This is a genomic window from Flavobacterium kingsejongi (assembly GCF_003076475.1).
GTDB lineage: Bacteria > Bacteroidota > Bacteroidia > Flavobacteriales > Flavobacteriaceae > Flavobacterium > Flavobacterium kingsejongi.
The window spans coordinates 1751681-1768898 of record NZ_CP020919.1 but is presented as its reverse complement, the minus strand read 5'-3'; the positions used below and the strand labels follow the sequence as shown (position 1 = coordinate 1768898).

The 17218-nt window shown below is 38.8% G+C and carries 11 protein-coding genes; 5 read left to right on the top strand and 6 right to left on the bottom strand.

Annotation, left to right across the window (positions count from 1 at the left end; translation table 11 throughout):
- The first annotated feature begins 201 nt into the window (after positions 1-201).
- Complete coding sequence (locus tag FK004_RS07630) at positions 202-885, top strand: C40 family peptidase (protein ID WP_108736726.1); 684 nt, start codon at positions 202-204, stop codon at positions 883-885.
- A gap of 130 nt (positions 886-1015) precedes the next feature.
- Complete coding sequence (locus FK004_RS07625; protein WP_108736725.1) at positions 1016-3052, top strand: ComEC/Rec2 family competence protein; 2037 nt, start codon at positions 1016-1018, stop codon at positions 3050-3052.
- 1 nt (position 3053) lies between these two features.
- On the opposite strand, the gene FK004_RS07620 is transcribed toward FK004_RS07625, so the two are convergent.
- Genes FK004_RS07620 through FK004_RS07600 form a run of 5 tightly spaced genes read right to left on the bottom strand, consistent with a single transcriptional unit; the run spans position 3054 to position 10836 of the window.
- Positions 3054-3596 carry a thioredoxin family protein gene (locus FK004_RS07620; protein WP_108736724.1) on the bottom strand — a complete coding sequence of 181 codons (543 nt, stop codon included), beginning with the start codon at positions 3594-3596 and terminating at the stop codon, positions 3054-3056.
- 39 nt (positions 3597-3635) lie between these two features.
- Entirely contained in the window at positions 3636-5441 is a 1806-nt protein-coding gene (locus tag FK004_RS07615; protein ID WP_108736723.1) for a peptide MFS transporter, read from the bottom strand.
- 6 nt (positions 5442-5447) lie between these two features.
- Positions 5448-6935, bottom strand: coding sequence for a peptide MFS transporter (locus FK004_RS07610; RefSeq protein ID WP_108736722.1), 1488 nt, complete (start codon positions 6933-6935; stop codon positions 5448-5450).
- A 1-nt stretch (position 6936) separates the two neighbouring features.
- Positions 6937-8637 (bottom strand): peptide MFS transporter, encoded by a 1701-nt coding sequence (locus FK004_RS07605; RefSeq protein ID WP_108736721.1) that lies wholly within the window; start codon positions 8635-8637, stop codon positions 6937-6939.
- A gap of 27 nt (positions 8638-8664) precedes the next feature.
- Positions 8665-10836, bottom strand: a complete 2172-nt coding sequence (locus FK004_RS07600) for a S9 family peptidase (RefSeq protein ID WP_108738782.1) — start codon at positions 10834-10836, stop codon at positions 8665-8667.
- Positions 10837-11221: 385 nt separating this feature from the next.
- Here FK004_RS07600 and FK004_RS07595 point away from each other — a divergent pair, with 385 nt between their 5' ends.
- From FK004_RS07595 to FK004_RS07585, 3 genes are all read left to right on the top strand, one after another.
- Positions 11222-12526, top strand: a complete 1305-nt coding sequence (locus FK004_RS07595; protein ID WP_108736720.1) for a T9SS-dependent choice-of-anchor J family protein — start codon at positions 11222-11224, stop codon at positions 12524-12526.
- Positions 12527-12701: 175 nt separating this feature from the next.
- Entirely contained in the window at positions 12702-14018 is a 1317-nt protein-coding gene (locus FK004_RS07590; protein ID WP_108736719.1) for a hydroxymethylglutaryl-CoA reductase, degradative, read from the top strand.
- A gap of 28 nt (positions 14019-14046) precedes the next feature.
- Entirely contained in the window at positions 14047-14961 is a 915-nt protein-coding gene (locus FK004_RS07585) for a GYDIA family GHMP kinase (protein ID WP_108738781.1), read from the top strand.
- 79 nt (positions 14962-15040) lie between these two features.
- On the opposite strand, the gene FK004_RS07580 is transcribed toward FK004_RS07585, so the two are convergent.
- Positions 15041-17152, bottom strand: a complete 2112-nt coding sequence (locus tag FK004_RS07580) for a peptidylprolyl isomerase (RefSeq protein WP_108736718.1) — start codon at positions 17150-17152, stop codon at positions 15041-15043.
- Between the last annotated feature and the right edge of the window lie 66 nt (positions 17153-17218).

The window sequence follows — 17218 nt, the reverse complement described above, 5'->3', positions numbered from 1 at the left end:
AAAAATAATATTGAAAAAGGTAGGTTTACATGGAAATTATATTAAATTTACGTTTAATTATGCAATATTAATTTTCAAGAATCGTTTTGAAGTAATGCTGCTTCTGTATTGAAAAGCATTATTTTTAAATTCTTTCCGGAATTTTATTTATAAATCTATAGCACCCGATTCAAAAAGTGCTAAAAAAATAAAAAATAAAATATGACATCAACGAAAATCTTCTATCTCTTTTTGCCCATCTTGTTATTGGCAACGAATTTAGGCCATGCTCAGATTATTACCTCAAAAAAAGAAGCTGTAAAGAAAGGTGTATACACCACTCCGGCAGCAACAGAAAAGAAAACAGTAGCCGCTACTAAAGCTACTCCCGAAAAGGCAGTTGCAAAAACGGACAAGAAAAGCGTTAGCAAAAGCGCTAAAAGCAACACCAACAAAAAATCATTAATCAACGAGGAAGAAGATAAAGATTTCACTCCACAACCTACAGAGAATTATCTTGCGATGCAGCTAATAAATAATGCCATGGAATTCATTGGTGTTCATTATCGCGGTGGTGGCACTTCTACTTCCGGAATGGATTGCTCCGGAATGGTGACAGCAACATTTAATATTTTCGGTATAAAATTACCACGTTCCTCTTTTGAACAGGCACAATACGGTGAAAAACTGGATCATAGCGAAATCAAAAAAGGTGATTTGGTATTCTTTAAAACCAATGGCAGCAAAAGAATCAACCACGTAGGCATGGTTACTGAAGTAAATGGTGAAGAAATTAAATTCATCCACTCTTCTACTTCAAAAGGCGTGATGGTTTCTTCAACGAATGAACCGTATTACAAAAGAACATTTGCACAGGCTAACCGTGTAATTGATCCTGTTTTCTAAAACACAACCCCTATTTATTGGATGTCGTTATTGTAATTCCACCCTACAATAGCAAACGATTATAACCCTAAGATCGTTCGGACTACTACTATTTTTATGTTTAATCAGCCGACTACGCTGCATTGTACTTATGAAAATAGCACAGTATCCTTTGTTCAAAATTACGGCGTTGTATTGTACCGGGCTCTGTACTGGCTTTTATTACAATCCTTCACTTCGTTTCAGCATTTGCTTGTTAGCGATCAGTTTCATTATCTGTTTCCTGCTTTACCTCCAAGCTTTTAAAAATTTTCAACAGACTGTTTTTTTAGGCATCTCCGTGTGCATGCTTGCTTTCAGTATTGGTATTACCAGTCAGGCACTTCATAATCCCTATAATCAGCCAGGTCATTATATAACACATCTTGACAAGTTTCCTACACACAATCATGTCGAAGTAAGAATCCAGGAAAAACTAAAAAATACTGCTACATACCAACGTTATATTGCTTCAGTATACCGCATTAACACTCAGGATTATCATGGAAAACTATTAATCCAAATTCGTAGGACAATTCCAGAACGCTCTCTTTCTATCGGATCCAGGATAAAAATACACGGACAAATCCAACAGTTTCATATCCCTTTCAATCCCCACCAGTTTGACTACCGCAGCTATATGGAACATAAAGGTATTTTAGGATACATGAAGATTAATCCAAATGCGGTAGTATTGTGTAACATCAAAACCAAAAACAGCCATTATTATAGTGCCGAGTTTCGAAACACCATCCTTACTAATTTAAAAAATAGCGGTTTTGCTCCTGCAGCACTGGAGGTGGTTGCAGCATTGTTATTAGGACAGAAACAAGACATGGATCCGACAATATTACAGGACTATCGCCTTGCCGGTGCCGTTCATATACTATCTGTATCCGGGTTGCATATCGGCCTTATTTACTTTTTTATATCTTCCCTATTGCAATTCCTCCCCAATACCCGTTATAGCCTTTTTATCAAAACCGGAATTGTAATTCTAACGCTATGGCTTTTCGCTATGATCGCCGGAGGGTCACCTTCGGTAGTACGATCGGTTGTGATGTTTACTTTTGCAGCAATTGCAGCCTTATTACGAAGGGGAACTTCAATATACCACACCCTAATAGTATCAGCACTTTTAATGCTGTTATGGGATCCTGCTACACTTTTTGACGTCGGTTTCCAACTCAGTTACAGTGCGTTATTTTTTATTGTATGGCTCCAGCCTGCACTTTCCGGTTTTTGGACACCGAAATTTAAGATATTACGCTACTTGTGGGACATACTCACCGTTTCAATAGCTGCACAGATAGGAACCTTACCTTTATCGCTGTATTATTTCCATCAGTTTCCAGGATTATTCTTCCTCACCAATATCATTGTGCTCCCCCTGCTTACAATTATCATGATTTATGGCCTCATAGTGCTTTTATTAGCCGCTTTAGACATCACGCACGCTACTGTGTCAAAACTATTAGAAATTGCTATCAGCGCCTTAAATAGCATTATTCATAAGATTGCGTCGTATGATGATTTTATCTTCCGGGATGTGCCTTGTAGTTTACCGGTCATGCTTTCACTTTACTCGTGTGTGATTGCTATTGTCCTTTGGCTAAAAAAGCCCACTTTTCCAAGACTGCTTATCCTGTGCAGCTTTGTCATCATTACACAATTGACCTGTTGGATGTCACGCATACAGTCGACAGGCACAGCTGATTTTATAGTATTACATTCATATAAAAATCCGCTGCTTTTGGAACGACAAGGAAATAAGATTACCGTGTTCAGCAATCGGGACAGGAAAGATATACTGCAAGACAGCAGCCTAAAACCCTATCAGATTGCAACACACAGCCACATTGACACCTTATTACCCCTACGCAATCTGTATTACTTTCAGCATCAAAAAATCCTTATACTGGATCAACATGGAATCCTTCCGGAACATTGTGATCCCGACATTATCATCCTTTCGCAATCGCCCAAAATTAATCTTGAAAGGCTGCTGAAAAAAGTACAACCCAAACTCATTATTGCTGATGCTACCAATTACAATACTACTGTCCAGCTATGGAAACGAACCTGCAGTAATGCAAAAATCCCTTTTCACGCTATTGCAGAAAAGGGATTTTATAGAATTAATAATTGATCTAACTTTTGAATTCGCCTTTGAAGGCAGCCATATAGGCTTCCCATTTTTCACGGGTATCTAATTTTTTATATTCTTCAGCTGAAAATGCTTTCAGGTAAATCTCAATTTGTTCCGGTTTATAATACCCTACCAAAGGCGTTACCACTTCTCCTTTATCATTAAAAAACATCATTGTAGGATATCCGGTAACTTTTAAAGCCTGTGTGAACTGATGCGTTCCGTTTCTTCCTTTACGGGCAGCATCATAGCTTGCATTAACAAACTTTTGCCCTTTGTAATTTACTTCTTCATTACCTTCTGCATTAAACTTAACAGCATAATAATTCTTATTGATATAGGCTGCTACATCCTTATTCTGAAAGGTATTTTTATCCAACATCTTACACGGCCCACACCATTCGGTATAAACATCCATAAGAATGGCTTTAGGTTTCTTTTTTTGCGCTTTCAGGGCTTCTTCAAAAGTCATCCATTTTATTTCCTGTGCTTTTACTGCAGCAGCACCTAAGATAAGAAAAAGTGCGAATACTATTTTTTTCATGCTAATTTTTTTTTGACGTTATTTTCAAAAATGGTGCCGCTATCGCACACCATGCATTAATTTTTTAATTACTGGCGTCATAATAATCGAAAACACGGCTACTACAACCGAAATAATGGTTAGCATCCAAAAGAAATAACTCAATCCATGCTCGTTGGCAATGGTATCGATATTTTCTCCAAACATACCGGCACCTTTCATTCCGATAGCCACCGCAAGATACCAAACTCCGAACATAAAAGCAATCATTCTTCCAGGAACCAGCTTACTTACGTACGACAGCCCAACCGGAGAAATACACAACTCGCCCATGGTATGGAAAAGATATACCAATATCAGCCATATCATGCTTACAGAAGCTGTTTTCGCACCCGGTGCAATACCTGAAGCTCCAATCGCTACGCATGCCATTCCAAGTGCTAATAAGAACATTCCAATCCCATATTTTATATTGGCAGAAGGATTGTATTTACTTTCCCACCATTTTGAAAACAATGGTGCCAGTGAAATGATGAATAGGGAATTCAGCGTTGAAAACCAGGTCGCCGGAACTTCCGTTAACGCTGTGGTTACTTTTTCTATTTTTAATAATTCAAGCGTGCCATCAGAAAGGTCTAAGTAACCCGCAGTATAATAATCTTTTGCCAGCATCCAAAGGGCAATACCCCATACAATTACAAAACTCAAACTGAGGATAATATTCGCCAAAGCGTAATTTTTAAAAGTCTGCTTGAACATCAGGAACAATACCCAGGTAATAATTCCCAAAGGCAAAACTGTAATCAGGGAGTTCATCACTAAAAATATGACGCTCCAGTTTCCTTCCAGAACCCTGTTCGTATAATCACTTGCAAAAATGGTTAAACTGTTAGGGGACTGCTCAAAAATAGCCCAAAAGAAAATAGTAAGGAAGGCAAAGAAAGTTACCGCCATTAATTTCTCTCTGGTAATTTTAGAATATTGTGTAAACCTGTAAACCAATAATATTATGAACAATACCAATGCGGTTAGGATAGCATAATTATTTCCTCCCGATCCTAAAAAGGCAAAAACATCAATTTTACCACCCGATATTTTAGATGCCGGAGCATTCAATATCCACAACAATCCTAAAATAGAAGTCAGGGCGATCAGTGCCAATTGCCAAGGCGTGAATGGATTTCTTTTGTCCGAATCCAGGGCTTCCGCTTTCGCTTTACTTTCCTTATTCGGTTTTAACCCGATATCTCCAAAGATATTCTGGGAAAGCCAAAACTGGAGCATCCCAAAGAACATAAAGATTCCAGCCAGTCCGAAACCATAACTCCAGCCTACTTTTTCTCCAAGATAACCACATAGCAGGATTCCAAAAAAAGCTCCGGCATTTACACCCATATAAAACAAAGTATAAGCACCATCTTTCTTTTCCGGACGGTCTTTGTACATCTCCGAAATAATGGAGGTCATATTAGGCTTAAAGAAACCATTTCCAAAAACTAACAATATCAATCCGAGGTAAATCGAAAATTCCGTTTCCACAGCCATAGCAGCGTGCCCTAAGGTCATTAGCACAGCACCCACTACAACAGCCCATCGGAAACCAATGACTTTATCGGCAAAATAGCCTCCTAACATTGTAGAAAGATATACTAACCCTACATAAGACCCAAACAAGGCAGAAGCATTTTCACGCGTCCATTCCCAACCACCATCTGTAAAGGAAGCGGTTAAAAACAAAATCAATAAAGAGCGCATTCCATAAAAGGAAAAGCGTTCCCACATTTCGGTGAAAAATAAGATAAATAATCCGGCGGGGTGGCCGATAACTGTATTCTTAAAAAACTGATCTGTCGTATTCTGACTCATAGGTATTTATTTTACTTCCTGCATTAATTTTTTTATCAAAGGAGCTGAAATTATAAGAATAACTCCTGCAATAAGCGAATAGATTGCGAGCTTATAATAACCATCGGTATAGGATTGTAATTTAAAAAGCAACGTAGCGCCTGTATTCGATTTTGACATTTCTGCCCCAAGTTTTCCTGCGGCAAGTTGCCCAAATGCACTGGCGAGGAACCATAATCCCATCATCATTCCAAAAAGCCTTTTTGGAGACAGTTTAGTGATGATCGACATTCCGATAGGCCCCAGGCATAATTCACCAATCGTAGTAATAAAATAGGCAAACGTGAATACGTTCAGGGATGTAATCCCTTCAGCATTAGCAAAGAATTTTGTGTAGTAGAAAATGTAAAATGAAGCCGAAAGGAACAGGAAGCCAATTCCAAATTTGATAATGGTATTCGGCTCAATTTTCTTTTTGGCCAGCCACAGCCATAACAATCCAATAATCGGACTCAGGATGATGACAAAAAGCGTATTCGAACTATTGTTCACAATATTAGGATCTATATCGAAAAAGAGCAATCTACTGTTCAGGTTGTCTTTTGCAAAAAGGGATAACGATCCTCCACTCTGCTCATAAATAGCATTGAATAAAAAGTAGAAAAAGATAAACAGGAAAGCTGCTACCAGTTTTTTACGTAAGGCCGTATTCTGCAAATTATATACTTCATATAGGAAATAGGCAATTGCAATGACCCCGATGGTATACATGAAATAATCCGTGTAGTGGGTATTTTTTACCATCAAAAAGATAAATGGTATACTCAACAGGGAACCTATGTATACCGCAATCTCGCGGATTTTACGTTTTGAAGAAGGCAGGCTTAATAATGGTGAATCTCCGATAGGCCCAAGGTACTTTTTAGTAAACAAAAAGGTGAGCAGACCAAATCCCATTACAATAGCGGCAGAAAGGAAACACAGGGTCCAGGAATGGTATTTACCCAAATAAATACATAAAGCACCTCCTAAAAGGCCTCCTATATTAATCCCTGCATAAAACATACCGTATCCGGCATCTCTTCTCGGATCTTTCTCTGTATATAACTCCCCTACCATTGAGGATACATTGGGCTTAAAAAAACCGGTTCCAATGATTGAGAAAGCAATCCCGTAATAAAACATTTCCTGTGGCGAAAAAGCGATGAGCAAATTCCCTAAAATCATTACGATACCACCAAAAAACAAGGACTTTTTAAAGCCGAGTATCTTATCGGCAAAAATTCCACCAATAAATGTAAAAGCGTACACAAAGGCCTGGATGGCTCCATATTGCAAATTGGCTTCTGCATCTTTTAAAAATAATTGATCAACCATAAAAAAGGTCAATACCCCACGCATTCCGTAGAAACAAAAACGTTCCCACATTTCAACTAAAAACAAATACCATAATTGCTTAGGGTATTTGCCTTCAAAATTCTGTATTGATTCTAAATCTGTCAGTGTCTGTTCCATATTATCGTATACCGTGCATCATTTTTTTCATAACCGGTGTTAAGGCGAACAACACTAAAGCTGCCAATCCACAAAGCACCACAAAAACCATAAAGAACTCAAACAGGTTATGGATTTCAAATCCTGCAAAAAAGTGGTTTGAAGCACTAATTTGATTCGTTTCCAATAACTTTAATTGTTCTGCTGTTGGCGTCACCGTTTTGTTCAGTACACCCTGAAGATCAATTCCCAGTTCTTTTGCTTTATTGTATTTGTCCCCTGTTGCTGGTAATATTGCCCCTAAAGTTCCTGCAAGCGCATAACCCGCTGCATTGGAAAGGAAGAATACTCCGTATAACAATGATGAAAATCTTTTTGGTGATAATTTACCCACTAATGACAAACCGATCGGTGATAAACAAAGTTCGGCACAGGTCTGGATGAAATATAATAAGATCAACCATTTAATAGCCAATAATCCATTATTCCCTAAATCCTTTACATTAAAGGCTATAATAAGGTAAGCCAAAGCAATCAGCGCAAGTCCGAAGGATTGTTTCATCGGAGAAATAGGTTCTGAATTTTTACTTCTCAGGTAATCCCACAGCATACTAAAAGGTACTGCTAATACAATTACGAAGATTCCATTAAAAATCTGAACCATAGAAGCCGGCATCTGCCATCCGAAGAAATTACGATCGGTCTGGTTGTCTGCTATAAAGGTCAATGATGATCCTGCCTGTTCAAAAGCAGCCCAAAAGAAGATGATAAAAAAGGCAACAATATAAATTACAAAAATCCTGTCGCGTTCAATTTTAGTCAATGATGTATCAGAGATGATCAATCCTGCCAGTGTCAGTCCACTGGAGTAGATCAGGGTATAAATTAAATTTTGGTCTAATCCGTAGTGGATAATCGCACCTAAAATAAAAAATGCAATTCCAGCAATGGCTAAAGCTTTCGAAGAGAATACTGCTTTTTGCGATTCACCTTCTTCAAAATCTGAAGCAACATTCTTAGATGGTAATCCTCCTAATGGTCTTCCTTCCGGTGTTACTACATATTTATTTTTCAAAAAGTAAAAAACAGCTGTTCCAATTAACATTGCTGCAGACGCAGCAAGGAATCCCCATTTAAACGCATGGATATCACGTACACCATTGGCATCTTTAACATCCCCGATAATTGGGCAGATAAATTGTCCCAGGAAAGCCCCCATATTAATCCCCATGTAGAAGATGGTGAATGCTGTATCTAATTTTGTTTTTTCCTGTTTTGGGTATAAACTACCTACCATACTGGAAATATTTGGCTTAAAGAATCCATTTCCAAAAATGATGATCCCTAACGCGATCCATACCAGGGTCGTTGCCAGACCGATATCAGAACCAAAAACGCTGGCACTTACAAACAGCAAAAACTGCCCTGAAGCCATCATCAATCCACCTAATAAAATACAGTTTCTATTTCCAAAAAAACGATCGGCAATAAAACCACCCAACATTGGCGTCAAATAACACAATCCCAGGAATCCACCATAGATAATAGAAGCTTGTTCTTCTTTCATCATCAATGAATTTACAAGGAACAATGTCAGGATGGCGCGCATGCCATAAAAATTGAATCGTTCCCACATCTCGGTTCCGAATAATACCCAAAGTCCTTTTGGATGACCTTTTGACGGACCTTCCTGATGATCTGCAATTACTTTATTTTCTATCATTTTTGTAGTTTGTTTTGTTCTTAAGTTTTATAGTTTCTCTTCTAAATAATTTGTCATTTTTGTAAACAGCTGTATGCGCGTTTTTCCGCCATAGATACCGTGATTTTTATCGGGATAAATAGCCCAGTCAAATTGCTTGTTGGCCTGAACCAGTGCTTCTATCATGGTCATTGAATTCTGCACATGCACATTATCATCTGCCGTCCCGTGAATCAGAAGGAAATTACCTTTCAGTTTACTTACATGGTTAATGGGTGAATTTTCATCATAACCCGAAGCATTTTCCTGAGGTGTCTGCATAAAACGTTCGGTATAGACACTGTCGTAAAATCTCCAGCTGGTTACCGGTGCCACTGCGATAGCAGTTTTGAACACATCATTCCCTTTCAGGATACAGTTTGATGCCATAAAACCTCCAAAACTCCAGCCCCAGATACCAATTCTTGAAGCATCAACATAGTTATATTTTCCGATAACTTTTGCAGCATCAATCTGGTCTTCTACCTCCAATTTACCCAGTTCCTTATAGGTTACTTTTTTAAAGTCAGCCCCTTTGAAACCGGTTCCTCTTCCATCGACGCAAATAACGATATAATTCTTTTGAGAAAGTAACATATACCAATAATCATTACTGTCATACCATTTATTGGCTACCTGTTGGGATCCTGGACCGCTATATTGTGTCATCAGTACCGGGTATTTTTTAGTAGCATCAAAGTCTTTCGGTTTGATTACCCAGGCGTTTAATTCATGTCCTTTTGCCGTTTTAAGCACAAAGAATTCTTTCTCAGGAAGATTGTATTTTTTGAATTTCGCCAAAAGCTCATCATTTCCAACGATTGCTTTTACTTCTTTACCAGTACTGGCAGCGTTTAAAGTATAGGTTGGTGGTTGCAGTGCGCTGGAGAATGTATTGATATAAAAGTCAAAATTCGGGCTAAAGGTAGCCGCATGTGTTCCAGCCTGTACCGAAAGTCGCTTCTTGTCCTTCCCGGTAAGGCGAATACTATAGATATCACGGTTTATAGAGCCGTTTTCAACCGATTGGTAAAAAATAGTTCCGGATTTTTCATCCAGTCCATAATATTCAGTTACTTCCCAATTGCCTTTGGTAATCTGATTTTTTAGTTTACCGGATTTATCATAATGATAGATATGGTTAAATCCGTCTTTTTCACTGGTCCAGATAAAACTGTTGTCTTTCAGGAATGTAAGGTTATCAGTAACATCCACATAGGCTTTATCTTTTTCCGTCAGGATTACTTTGGCACTTCCGGTGTTCCCGTCTACAAAAATAAGATCCAGGTTATTCTGATGCCTGTTCAATACCTGAACACTCAATAGCGCAGGATCTGTAGTCCATTTAATTCTGGGAATGTAAAAGTCGTTATAATTCCCTAAGTTAATTTTTTGTGTAGTATTTGTAGCCACCGCCACAATATGCAGGGATACCTCTGCATTTTTCTCTCCAGCTTTCGGATATTTAAAGGTTTCCTGTGAAGGATATAATCCGGTATTGTACATATCCATTGTAAATTCCGGAACCTGGCTTTCGTCAAAACGGATATAGGCTATTTTATCACCCGCTTTGTTCCAGTCAAATGCTCTTACAAATGCAAATTCCTCTTCGTATACCCAGTCTGTAATACCATTAATGATACTGTTTTTCTTCCCATCAGTAGTCAGTTGGGTCGTTTTTCCTGTCGTAATAGCATAAACGTATAGATTATTTTCTTTGGCATACGCGATCTTTGTTCCTTCCGGAGAAAAAACAGGCTCCTGGATTTTGAAATCAAACAGTTTCTGAAGCTTTTTTGAAGCGATATCATATAAATAATAATCTGCCACAAAGGAATGCCGGAAGATAGACTCACTATTGCAGGCGATAAGGATTTGTTTTTCGTCACTGCTAAAGGTATAACTGTCAATTGGGGGCAATTCCTTATGATCTTTGGTATTGATTAACGTGGCTACTTTATTCAGCGTTGCATAATCGTACAAATCGATTTGCATTGACTTCGAAGCACGATCGGTATTGAGTACCGTATATTGATTCGTATTTTTCAGCGCCTGCAATTCATCAAGGCTCTTGCCCCGGAATGCGCCGCCATAGATCTCTTCAATAGTGATTTTTTGCTGAGCAAAAGTTGAAAATCCCGCTGCTAAAAACAGGATAAAAGCGTGTTTAAAATAATTCATTTTTAGTAGTGGTAAAAAACTCCCAATTTTAGTGAAAAAATCGGAATAAATGATTATTTTTTGTGTTAAATGCAATTTTAACCTACAGACACCTGTCAGCATTCCCTGTAATACAGCACCTTACACTTTATAACTTTATTCTTTTTTTAGTTATTTATCATTTTAAAAGCCCGCTTTTTCAAAGCTCAGTAATGACTCATTAGGCATAAATTTCGTTACCTGTTGATAGTTCTCCTTTTATTCCATGCTCATCAAATCCAACTACACAATAGTAATAGCATCCAACAAAAGCCTTCATAACAACCTTATAGTGTCCATTTTTAACATTTCATAATACTTTTAAATTTATTTTTTCGTAATTTAGCGTAAACCTCAAAATTAATATATGATGAAAAAACTACTTTACGCTATTGTCATTTTGCCCCTATTTGGCTATGGACAAATTTTTCAGGAAAATTGGGATGGAAGTGGACCTGGCATTACTGCCTGGACGCTTATTAACGTTGATGGCCTGACTCCGGCCAGCGGAGTGAGCTATGTTAATGCTGCATGGATCACCCGCGACCGTGGTGGTGCAACCCCAAATTTCGGAGGACCGGACGGTAATTTCGCCGCAATGAGCACCTCATGGTATACCCCTGCCGGATCCGCAAATGATTGGCTAATTTCCCCTACCATTAATCTTACCGCAGCACCTTCCGCTTTTCTTTCGTGGGACGCCAAGGCTCAGGACGCGGACTATCCTGATGGATATTCCTTAAAATTAGCTCCAAATGGTGGTAACACAGTAGCTGATTTTACTGTAAACCTATACACAACAACCGGAGAAAACCCAATATGGACTACGCGGTCTGTAGATATCTCTGCCTATATAGGTCAAAATGTAAGAATTGCTTTCGTCAATAATTCCAACGACTCCTATGTACTGCTGGTCGATAATATTTCCGTAACAACTGCCGAAGTAGAAATCCCAGTTACCTATTGCGCCTCCACTTATTTATTTGTTGAAGCGATCAGTAATGTGAATTTTGCCGGAATCAACAACCCTTCCGATCCTGCTGATGATGTAAACGAATACCAGGATTTCACCACAGTAACAGGAACCGTACAACAGGGCCAAACGTATCCTATTACCTTAAAAGGAAATACAGGCGGTAATTATACTGATTACTTCACCGTGTATATCGACTGGAACCAAAATGGCACCTTAGATGATGCAGGAGAAGCCTATCAAATTGGATCTATTATCAATTCTACCGGAAGCGATGCAATCCAGGCAGCTGGAAATATCCTTGTACCTGCTACAGCACTACTTGGAAATACCCGTATGCGTGTAGTGAAATATTATGATGAATACACCACAACGCCTTGTACTTCCAGTGATGATTTCAGCTTTGGGCAAACTGAAGATTATACTCTGACCGTTACTGCTTCCCCATTAGGTATTGATACCTTTGACGATGCTGCTTTCTCATATTATCCAAATCCAGTAAAAAATTACCTGAACCTGAAGTATAAAGATGCTATTGAAAATGTAGCGGTTTATAATATGATCGGACAGGAAGTTTTACGTCAGAATCCTGGAGCCAGTACCGCACAGGTAGACGTAACCAGCCTGCCTACTGGAACATATATTGTAAAAGCGACTATTGGCACAACCGTTAATACTATGAAAATAGTAAAACAATAGCTTATTTAAATTATTCAAAGGCTGCCGCTATGGCAGCCTTTTTTTTGCCTATAACCCACATTTGCCTATTCAGTTTTCATCAGGATTAGAAACAGTTAAACGCATATGGAAAGCATTCCGTTCTATTAATATTACATATAATCCCTTATCTTTGCTGCATTAAAATTGCATCACAATGACCCAAGCCCATAAAGGTTTTTCAAAACTATCCAAAGAAGAAAAAATTGACTGGATTGCAGCACATTATTTCAGTGCTCCAGAGGAAGCGAAAGCCTTAATTAAAAAATATTGGAATACCGATACCGAATTACAGCAACTCCATGATGAATTTATAGAGAATACAATTACCAATTTTTACCTTCCCTTAGGAATAGCGCCGAATTTCCTCATTAATGGTAAAAACTATGCCATTCCAATGGCTATCGAAGAAAGCTCTGTCGTAGCCGCAGCAGCCAAGACCGCAAAATTCTGGTCGAAACGCGGCGGATTCAAAGCCACAGTAATCAATACCGAAAAAATTGGCCAGGTTCATTTTACCTATACAGGTGATCCTGAAAAGTTATATGCTTTTTTCGAAATCCTGAAACCAAAACTGTACACCGCTACCGACAGCATCACAAAAAATATGCAGAAAAGAGGCGGTGGCATTCTGGATATCCTCCTCAAAAACAAAACCGATTTACTGGAAAACTATTACCAGCTGCATGCTACTTTTGATACCAGGGATAGCATGGGAGCCAATTTCATCAACTCCTGCTTGGAACAATTTGCAAGGACACTAAAAGCAGAAGCCTGCGATTACAGTGATTTTAACGAAACGGAGCAGAACATCGAAGTTATCATGAGCATTTTATCGAATTACGTACCCAATTGTACTGTTCGTGCCGAAGTATCCTGTAAAATCGAAGAACTGAATGAAAATCCGGCTATTGACCCGATGGATTTTGCCAAAAAATTCCTTACCGCCGTTAGAATTGCAGAAATTGAGCCCTTCCGGGCAGTAACCCATAACAAAGGCATCATGAACGGCATTGACGCGGTAGTGCTGGCAACGGGTAATGACTTTAGGGCTGTGGAAGCAGGAGTACACGCCTATGCCAGTAGGAACGGCCACTATTCCAGCCTTTCACATGCAACAGTTGAAAATGGTATTTTTACATTTTGGCTCGAAATTCCTTTGGCCTTAGGCACTGTAGGCGGCTTAACCTCCTTACATCCCCTGGTTAAATTGTCACTCGAAATGCTGCAGCATCCGTCAGCAGAAGAGCTCATGCAGCTTGTTGCGGTAGCGGGGCTTGCACAGAATTTTGCCGCCCTTCGCTCGCTGACAACCACCGGAATACAGGAAGGGCATATGAAAATGCACCTAATGAACATCCTGAATCAACTGCATGCTACCGATGCCGAAAAAGAAAACACGGTACATCATTTTAAGAGCAATACCGTGACCCATGCCGCAGTGGTAAGCCACATTGCAAATCTTCGAAAATAAATCCCCAACAACTATAAAACAAGCTTTTTTGACACAGCAATATTACAGTAACGGAAAACTCCTCATCACAGGAGAATATGCAGTCCTTGATGGCGCGATGGCTTTTGCCCTGCCCACCAGGATGGGACAGGATCTTATTGTAGCCTCTATTTCTACACCGCATATTACCTGGAAAAGTTTTGATGCCGATCATAGCATTTGGTTTGAAGGCACTTTCACTATTGAAGATGTAATACAATCCCATCAGTTTAACGATGATGCTGTCAAGAATACATTAATTGAGATTTTACATGCTGCTCATATCATGAATCCGGTGGTATTGTCCAATTCTGGCGGCTATGACGTTACCACCCACCTTACCTTTCCAAGACAATGGGGCCTAGGGACTTCTTCTACAGTCATCAACAACATTGCCAGCTGGTTTGCTATTGATCCCTTCACGCTGCTTAAAAACAGTTTTGGTGGCAGCGGTTATGATATTGCCTGCGCGAAGACTGACGGGCCATTATGCTATCAACTTAATTCAGGTCATCCTGAAGTGGAAAAGGTAATTTTCGACCCTCCCTTCAAAAATCATATTTATTTTGTTTACCTCAATAAAAAACAAAATACCAAAACCGCAGTTCAGGCATATCGCAAGAACAATGGCAGCAGCACTACAAATACAGAAGCGATAACAGCACTAACCCAACAATTGCTCCGAGCTACCTCAATTACTGCATTTGCCGCTATATTAGAACAACACGAAGTACTCCTGAGCAGTTTACTCGGAATCCCAACAATCCAATCGGAACATTTTGCCGATTTTAATGGTACGATTAAAAGCCTCGGCGCCTGGGGTGGTGATTTTATCATGGCAGTCACTACTACTGATCCCACTGCCTACTTTAAGACTAAAGGCTACCCTACCCTGCTGTCATTTGAAGAAATGATCCTGCTATAATACCTCATAGTTTTATCCCAAAAAAAAAGCATCCCGATTATTAAATCGGGATGCTTTTTTTGGAACCAGTAGAAAACGATTAGTAACCGATTTCTGCTCTGTGGTCTTTAATTTTTGCATTGCTTTTCAGAGACATTAAAGCTCTTTGTGGAGCGGCTGCCTGAACTTCTGTTCTGATTCTGTTAGTATAGCTACCGTAATTTGGTAATACTGGTGCTTTAACAACAGATTTAGTTCTTACCATGAATACTCCTGATTTACCTTCAATTAATCCTGAAGTTTTTCCATCAGCAGTAGCAAAAGCAGTACCTACTACTTTTGGCTCCATCCCTACATTAGCAATCATAGGATTTGCTACTGTAATTCCGATCGCTGGCTGTACTGTTTTGGAATTGTTTTTCGCTACTTCTTCCAGAGTTGCCCCTTTCATTTTAGCTTTGATCAATTCTGCTTTTTTCTTGTTTTTTAAGATTGGTTCTAAGGCTACTCTTGCAGAAGTTACAGACTGTAATCCTTCTTCATTGATTTTTTTCAATTTAGCAATTACATGTCCTGCAGGAATATCAAATTTCCTAACATCTCCTTCTTTAGTATCTTTATTAAAAGCCCATTGTACAATTCCTCTTTGGCTTCCTAATCCCTGAACATTTTCATCAAATGCCAATAATCCGTTTACAGGCGTTACCGGAAGGTTCAGTTCTTTTCCAACTTTCTCCAATGGTGCAGTTGCAGCTTCCTGCTCTGCTTTAGAAGCTTTAGTATAGATTTGATCGCTGGTAGCTTCAGAAGCTTCGATTTTTTGTGCAATTGTTGCCAATCGTACAGCATCTTCTTTTCCTGTTACTTTTATAATATGGTATCCGAAATCTGTTTCAACGATTCCTAATTTTCCAACTGGATTATTAAATATGAAATCATTAAATGGCTTCACCATTTGGTTTGGCTTAATGTTATCATATTCTCCTCTGTTTTGAGCCGATCCCGGATCATCAGAATTTGTAGGAACTAATGCTTCAAAACTTGCAGGATTAGCCTGGATTTGTTTCAATAAGTCTTCAGCTTTCGCTTTTGCTTCTTCTTTCGTTCTTGTAATAGCCGGATTCGGAGCTTTACTTCCAGCGAAGCTGATAAGGATATGGCTTGCTTTTGCAGAAGCACCTGCCTTACGGTCTACTAATTTAGAAACACAATAGTAATCTCCAATCATGTAAGGACCATATAATTCACCTGCTGCCAGGTTGAACAATTTATCAGCGTGTTCCGCTGGTAAATCTTTTCTGGTTACATAAGTCGTATCATAAGGGATATCAGAATTTGCATTTACAAATTCAGCTACATTCGTTGCTGCTGCAAATCCAGGTAATGTATCATTTTTAGCAGTAGCTTCGTTATAAACTACTCTTCTTGTCAGTAAAGAATTTACTAAATCCTTAACTTCTTTTTGGTCTTCATCAGAAGGCTTGTCATCAATCAGGATAAACTCAAGATCACGGGAAGCATCAGCTTTGTATTTCTTTTCGTTTTTTCTCATGTAGTCAATAATTTCATTATCTGAAATTTTAACCTGGTCATCATTGATACTGGCATAGGAAACATCAACATAGTCAAATGCTACTTTGTTGTTTTCCATTTCATAGCTCAGTTTGCCTTCTACATTCGTAGCGTTAAGGCCTCCTTTGATCAAAGTGCTGTACATTTGCTCTCTTGCCATTTCTTCGATTTGTTTTTCGAAAGCCAACCAAGATTGCCATTGTTCAGGATTATTACTTTTTATACTGGCTACAAATTCATTGAATTTGGCTTTATCAAATTGCTTTGCATCGTTCAAGAATCTTGGATCCTGGCTGAAGTTTGGATTGTTTTTGATTACTTCGATCAATTGGTCTCTCCCAATTCTCAATCCAAGTTTCTCATATTCACCTTCCAGTAAAACTCTTTTTACTTCCTGGTCCCAAACACCATTTACGGCCTGAATCATTGACATACCCTGAGAATTCTTCTCTGCTGCGTCAACTTTGATCCTGAAATCTTCTGTTGAAATATCTTCCCCATTCACGGTTCCGACATTTTGGAACATCCTGCTCGCACCGCCTTTATCAAACAAACCTGTCAATACGAAAGCAAACAATGCTAAACCAACAATTGCAATCACAAGAAAGGAACGTTGTCTAATTTTTGATAAAACTGCCATTTTTATAGTTATTAATTTTAAATTCAGTGGGCGAAAATACAATTATCTATTTAATAATAAAAGCAG

Excerpts from the sequence above, each read along its gene's own strand:
- FK004_RS07610 (WP_108736722.1), bottom strand. The coding sequence starts at position 6,935 with ATGGAACAGACACTGACAGATTTAGAATCAATACAGAATTTTGAAGGC.
- FK004_RS07600 (WP_108738782.1), bottom strand. The coding sequence starts at position 10,836 with ATGAATTATTTTAAACACGCTTTTATCCTGTTTTTAGCAGCGGGATTT.
- FK004_RS07615 (WP_108736723.1), bottom strand. The coding sequence starts at position 5,441 with ATGAGTCAGAATACGACAGATCAGTTTTTTAAGAATACAGTTATCGGC.
- FK004_RS07630 (WP_108736726.1), top strand. The coding sequence starts at position 202 with ATGACATCAACGAAAATCTTCTATCTCTTTTTGCCCATCTTGTTATTG.
- FK004_RS07625 (WP_108736725.1), top strand. The coding sequence starts at position 1,016 with ATGAAAATAGCACAGTATCCTTTGTTCAAAATTACGGCGTTGTATTGT.
- FK004_RS07620 (WP_108736724.1), bottom strand. The coding sequence starts at position 3,596 with ATGAAAAAAATAGTATTCGCACTTTTTCTTATCTTAGGTGCTGCTGCA.
- FK004_RS07580 (WP_108736718.1), bottom strand. The coding sequence starts at position 17,152 with ATGGCAGTTTTATCAAAAATTAGACAACGTTCCTTTCTTGTGATTGCA.
- FK004_RS07595 (WP_108736720.1), top strand. The coding sequence starts at position 11,222 with ATGATGAAAAAACTACTTTACGCTATTGTCATTTTGCCCCTATTTGGC.
- FK004_RS07590 (WP_108736719.1), top strand. The coding sequence starts at position 12,702 with ATGACCCAAGCCCATAAAGGTTTTTCAAAACTATCCAAAGAAGAAAAA.
- FK004_RS07605 (WP_108736721.1), bottom strand. The coding sequence starts at position 8,637 with ATGATAGAAAATAAAGTAATTGCAGATCATCAGGAAGGTCCGTCAAAA.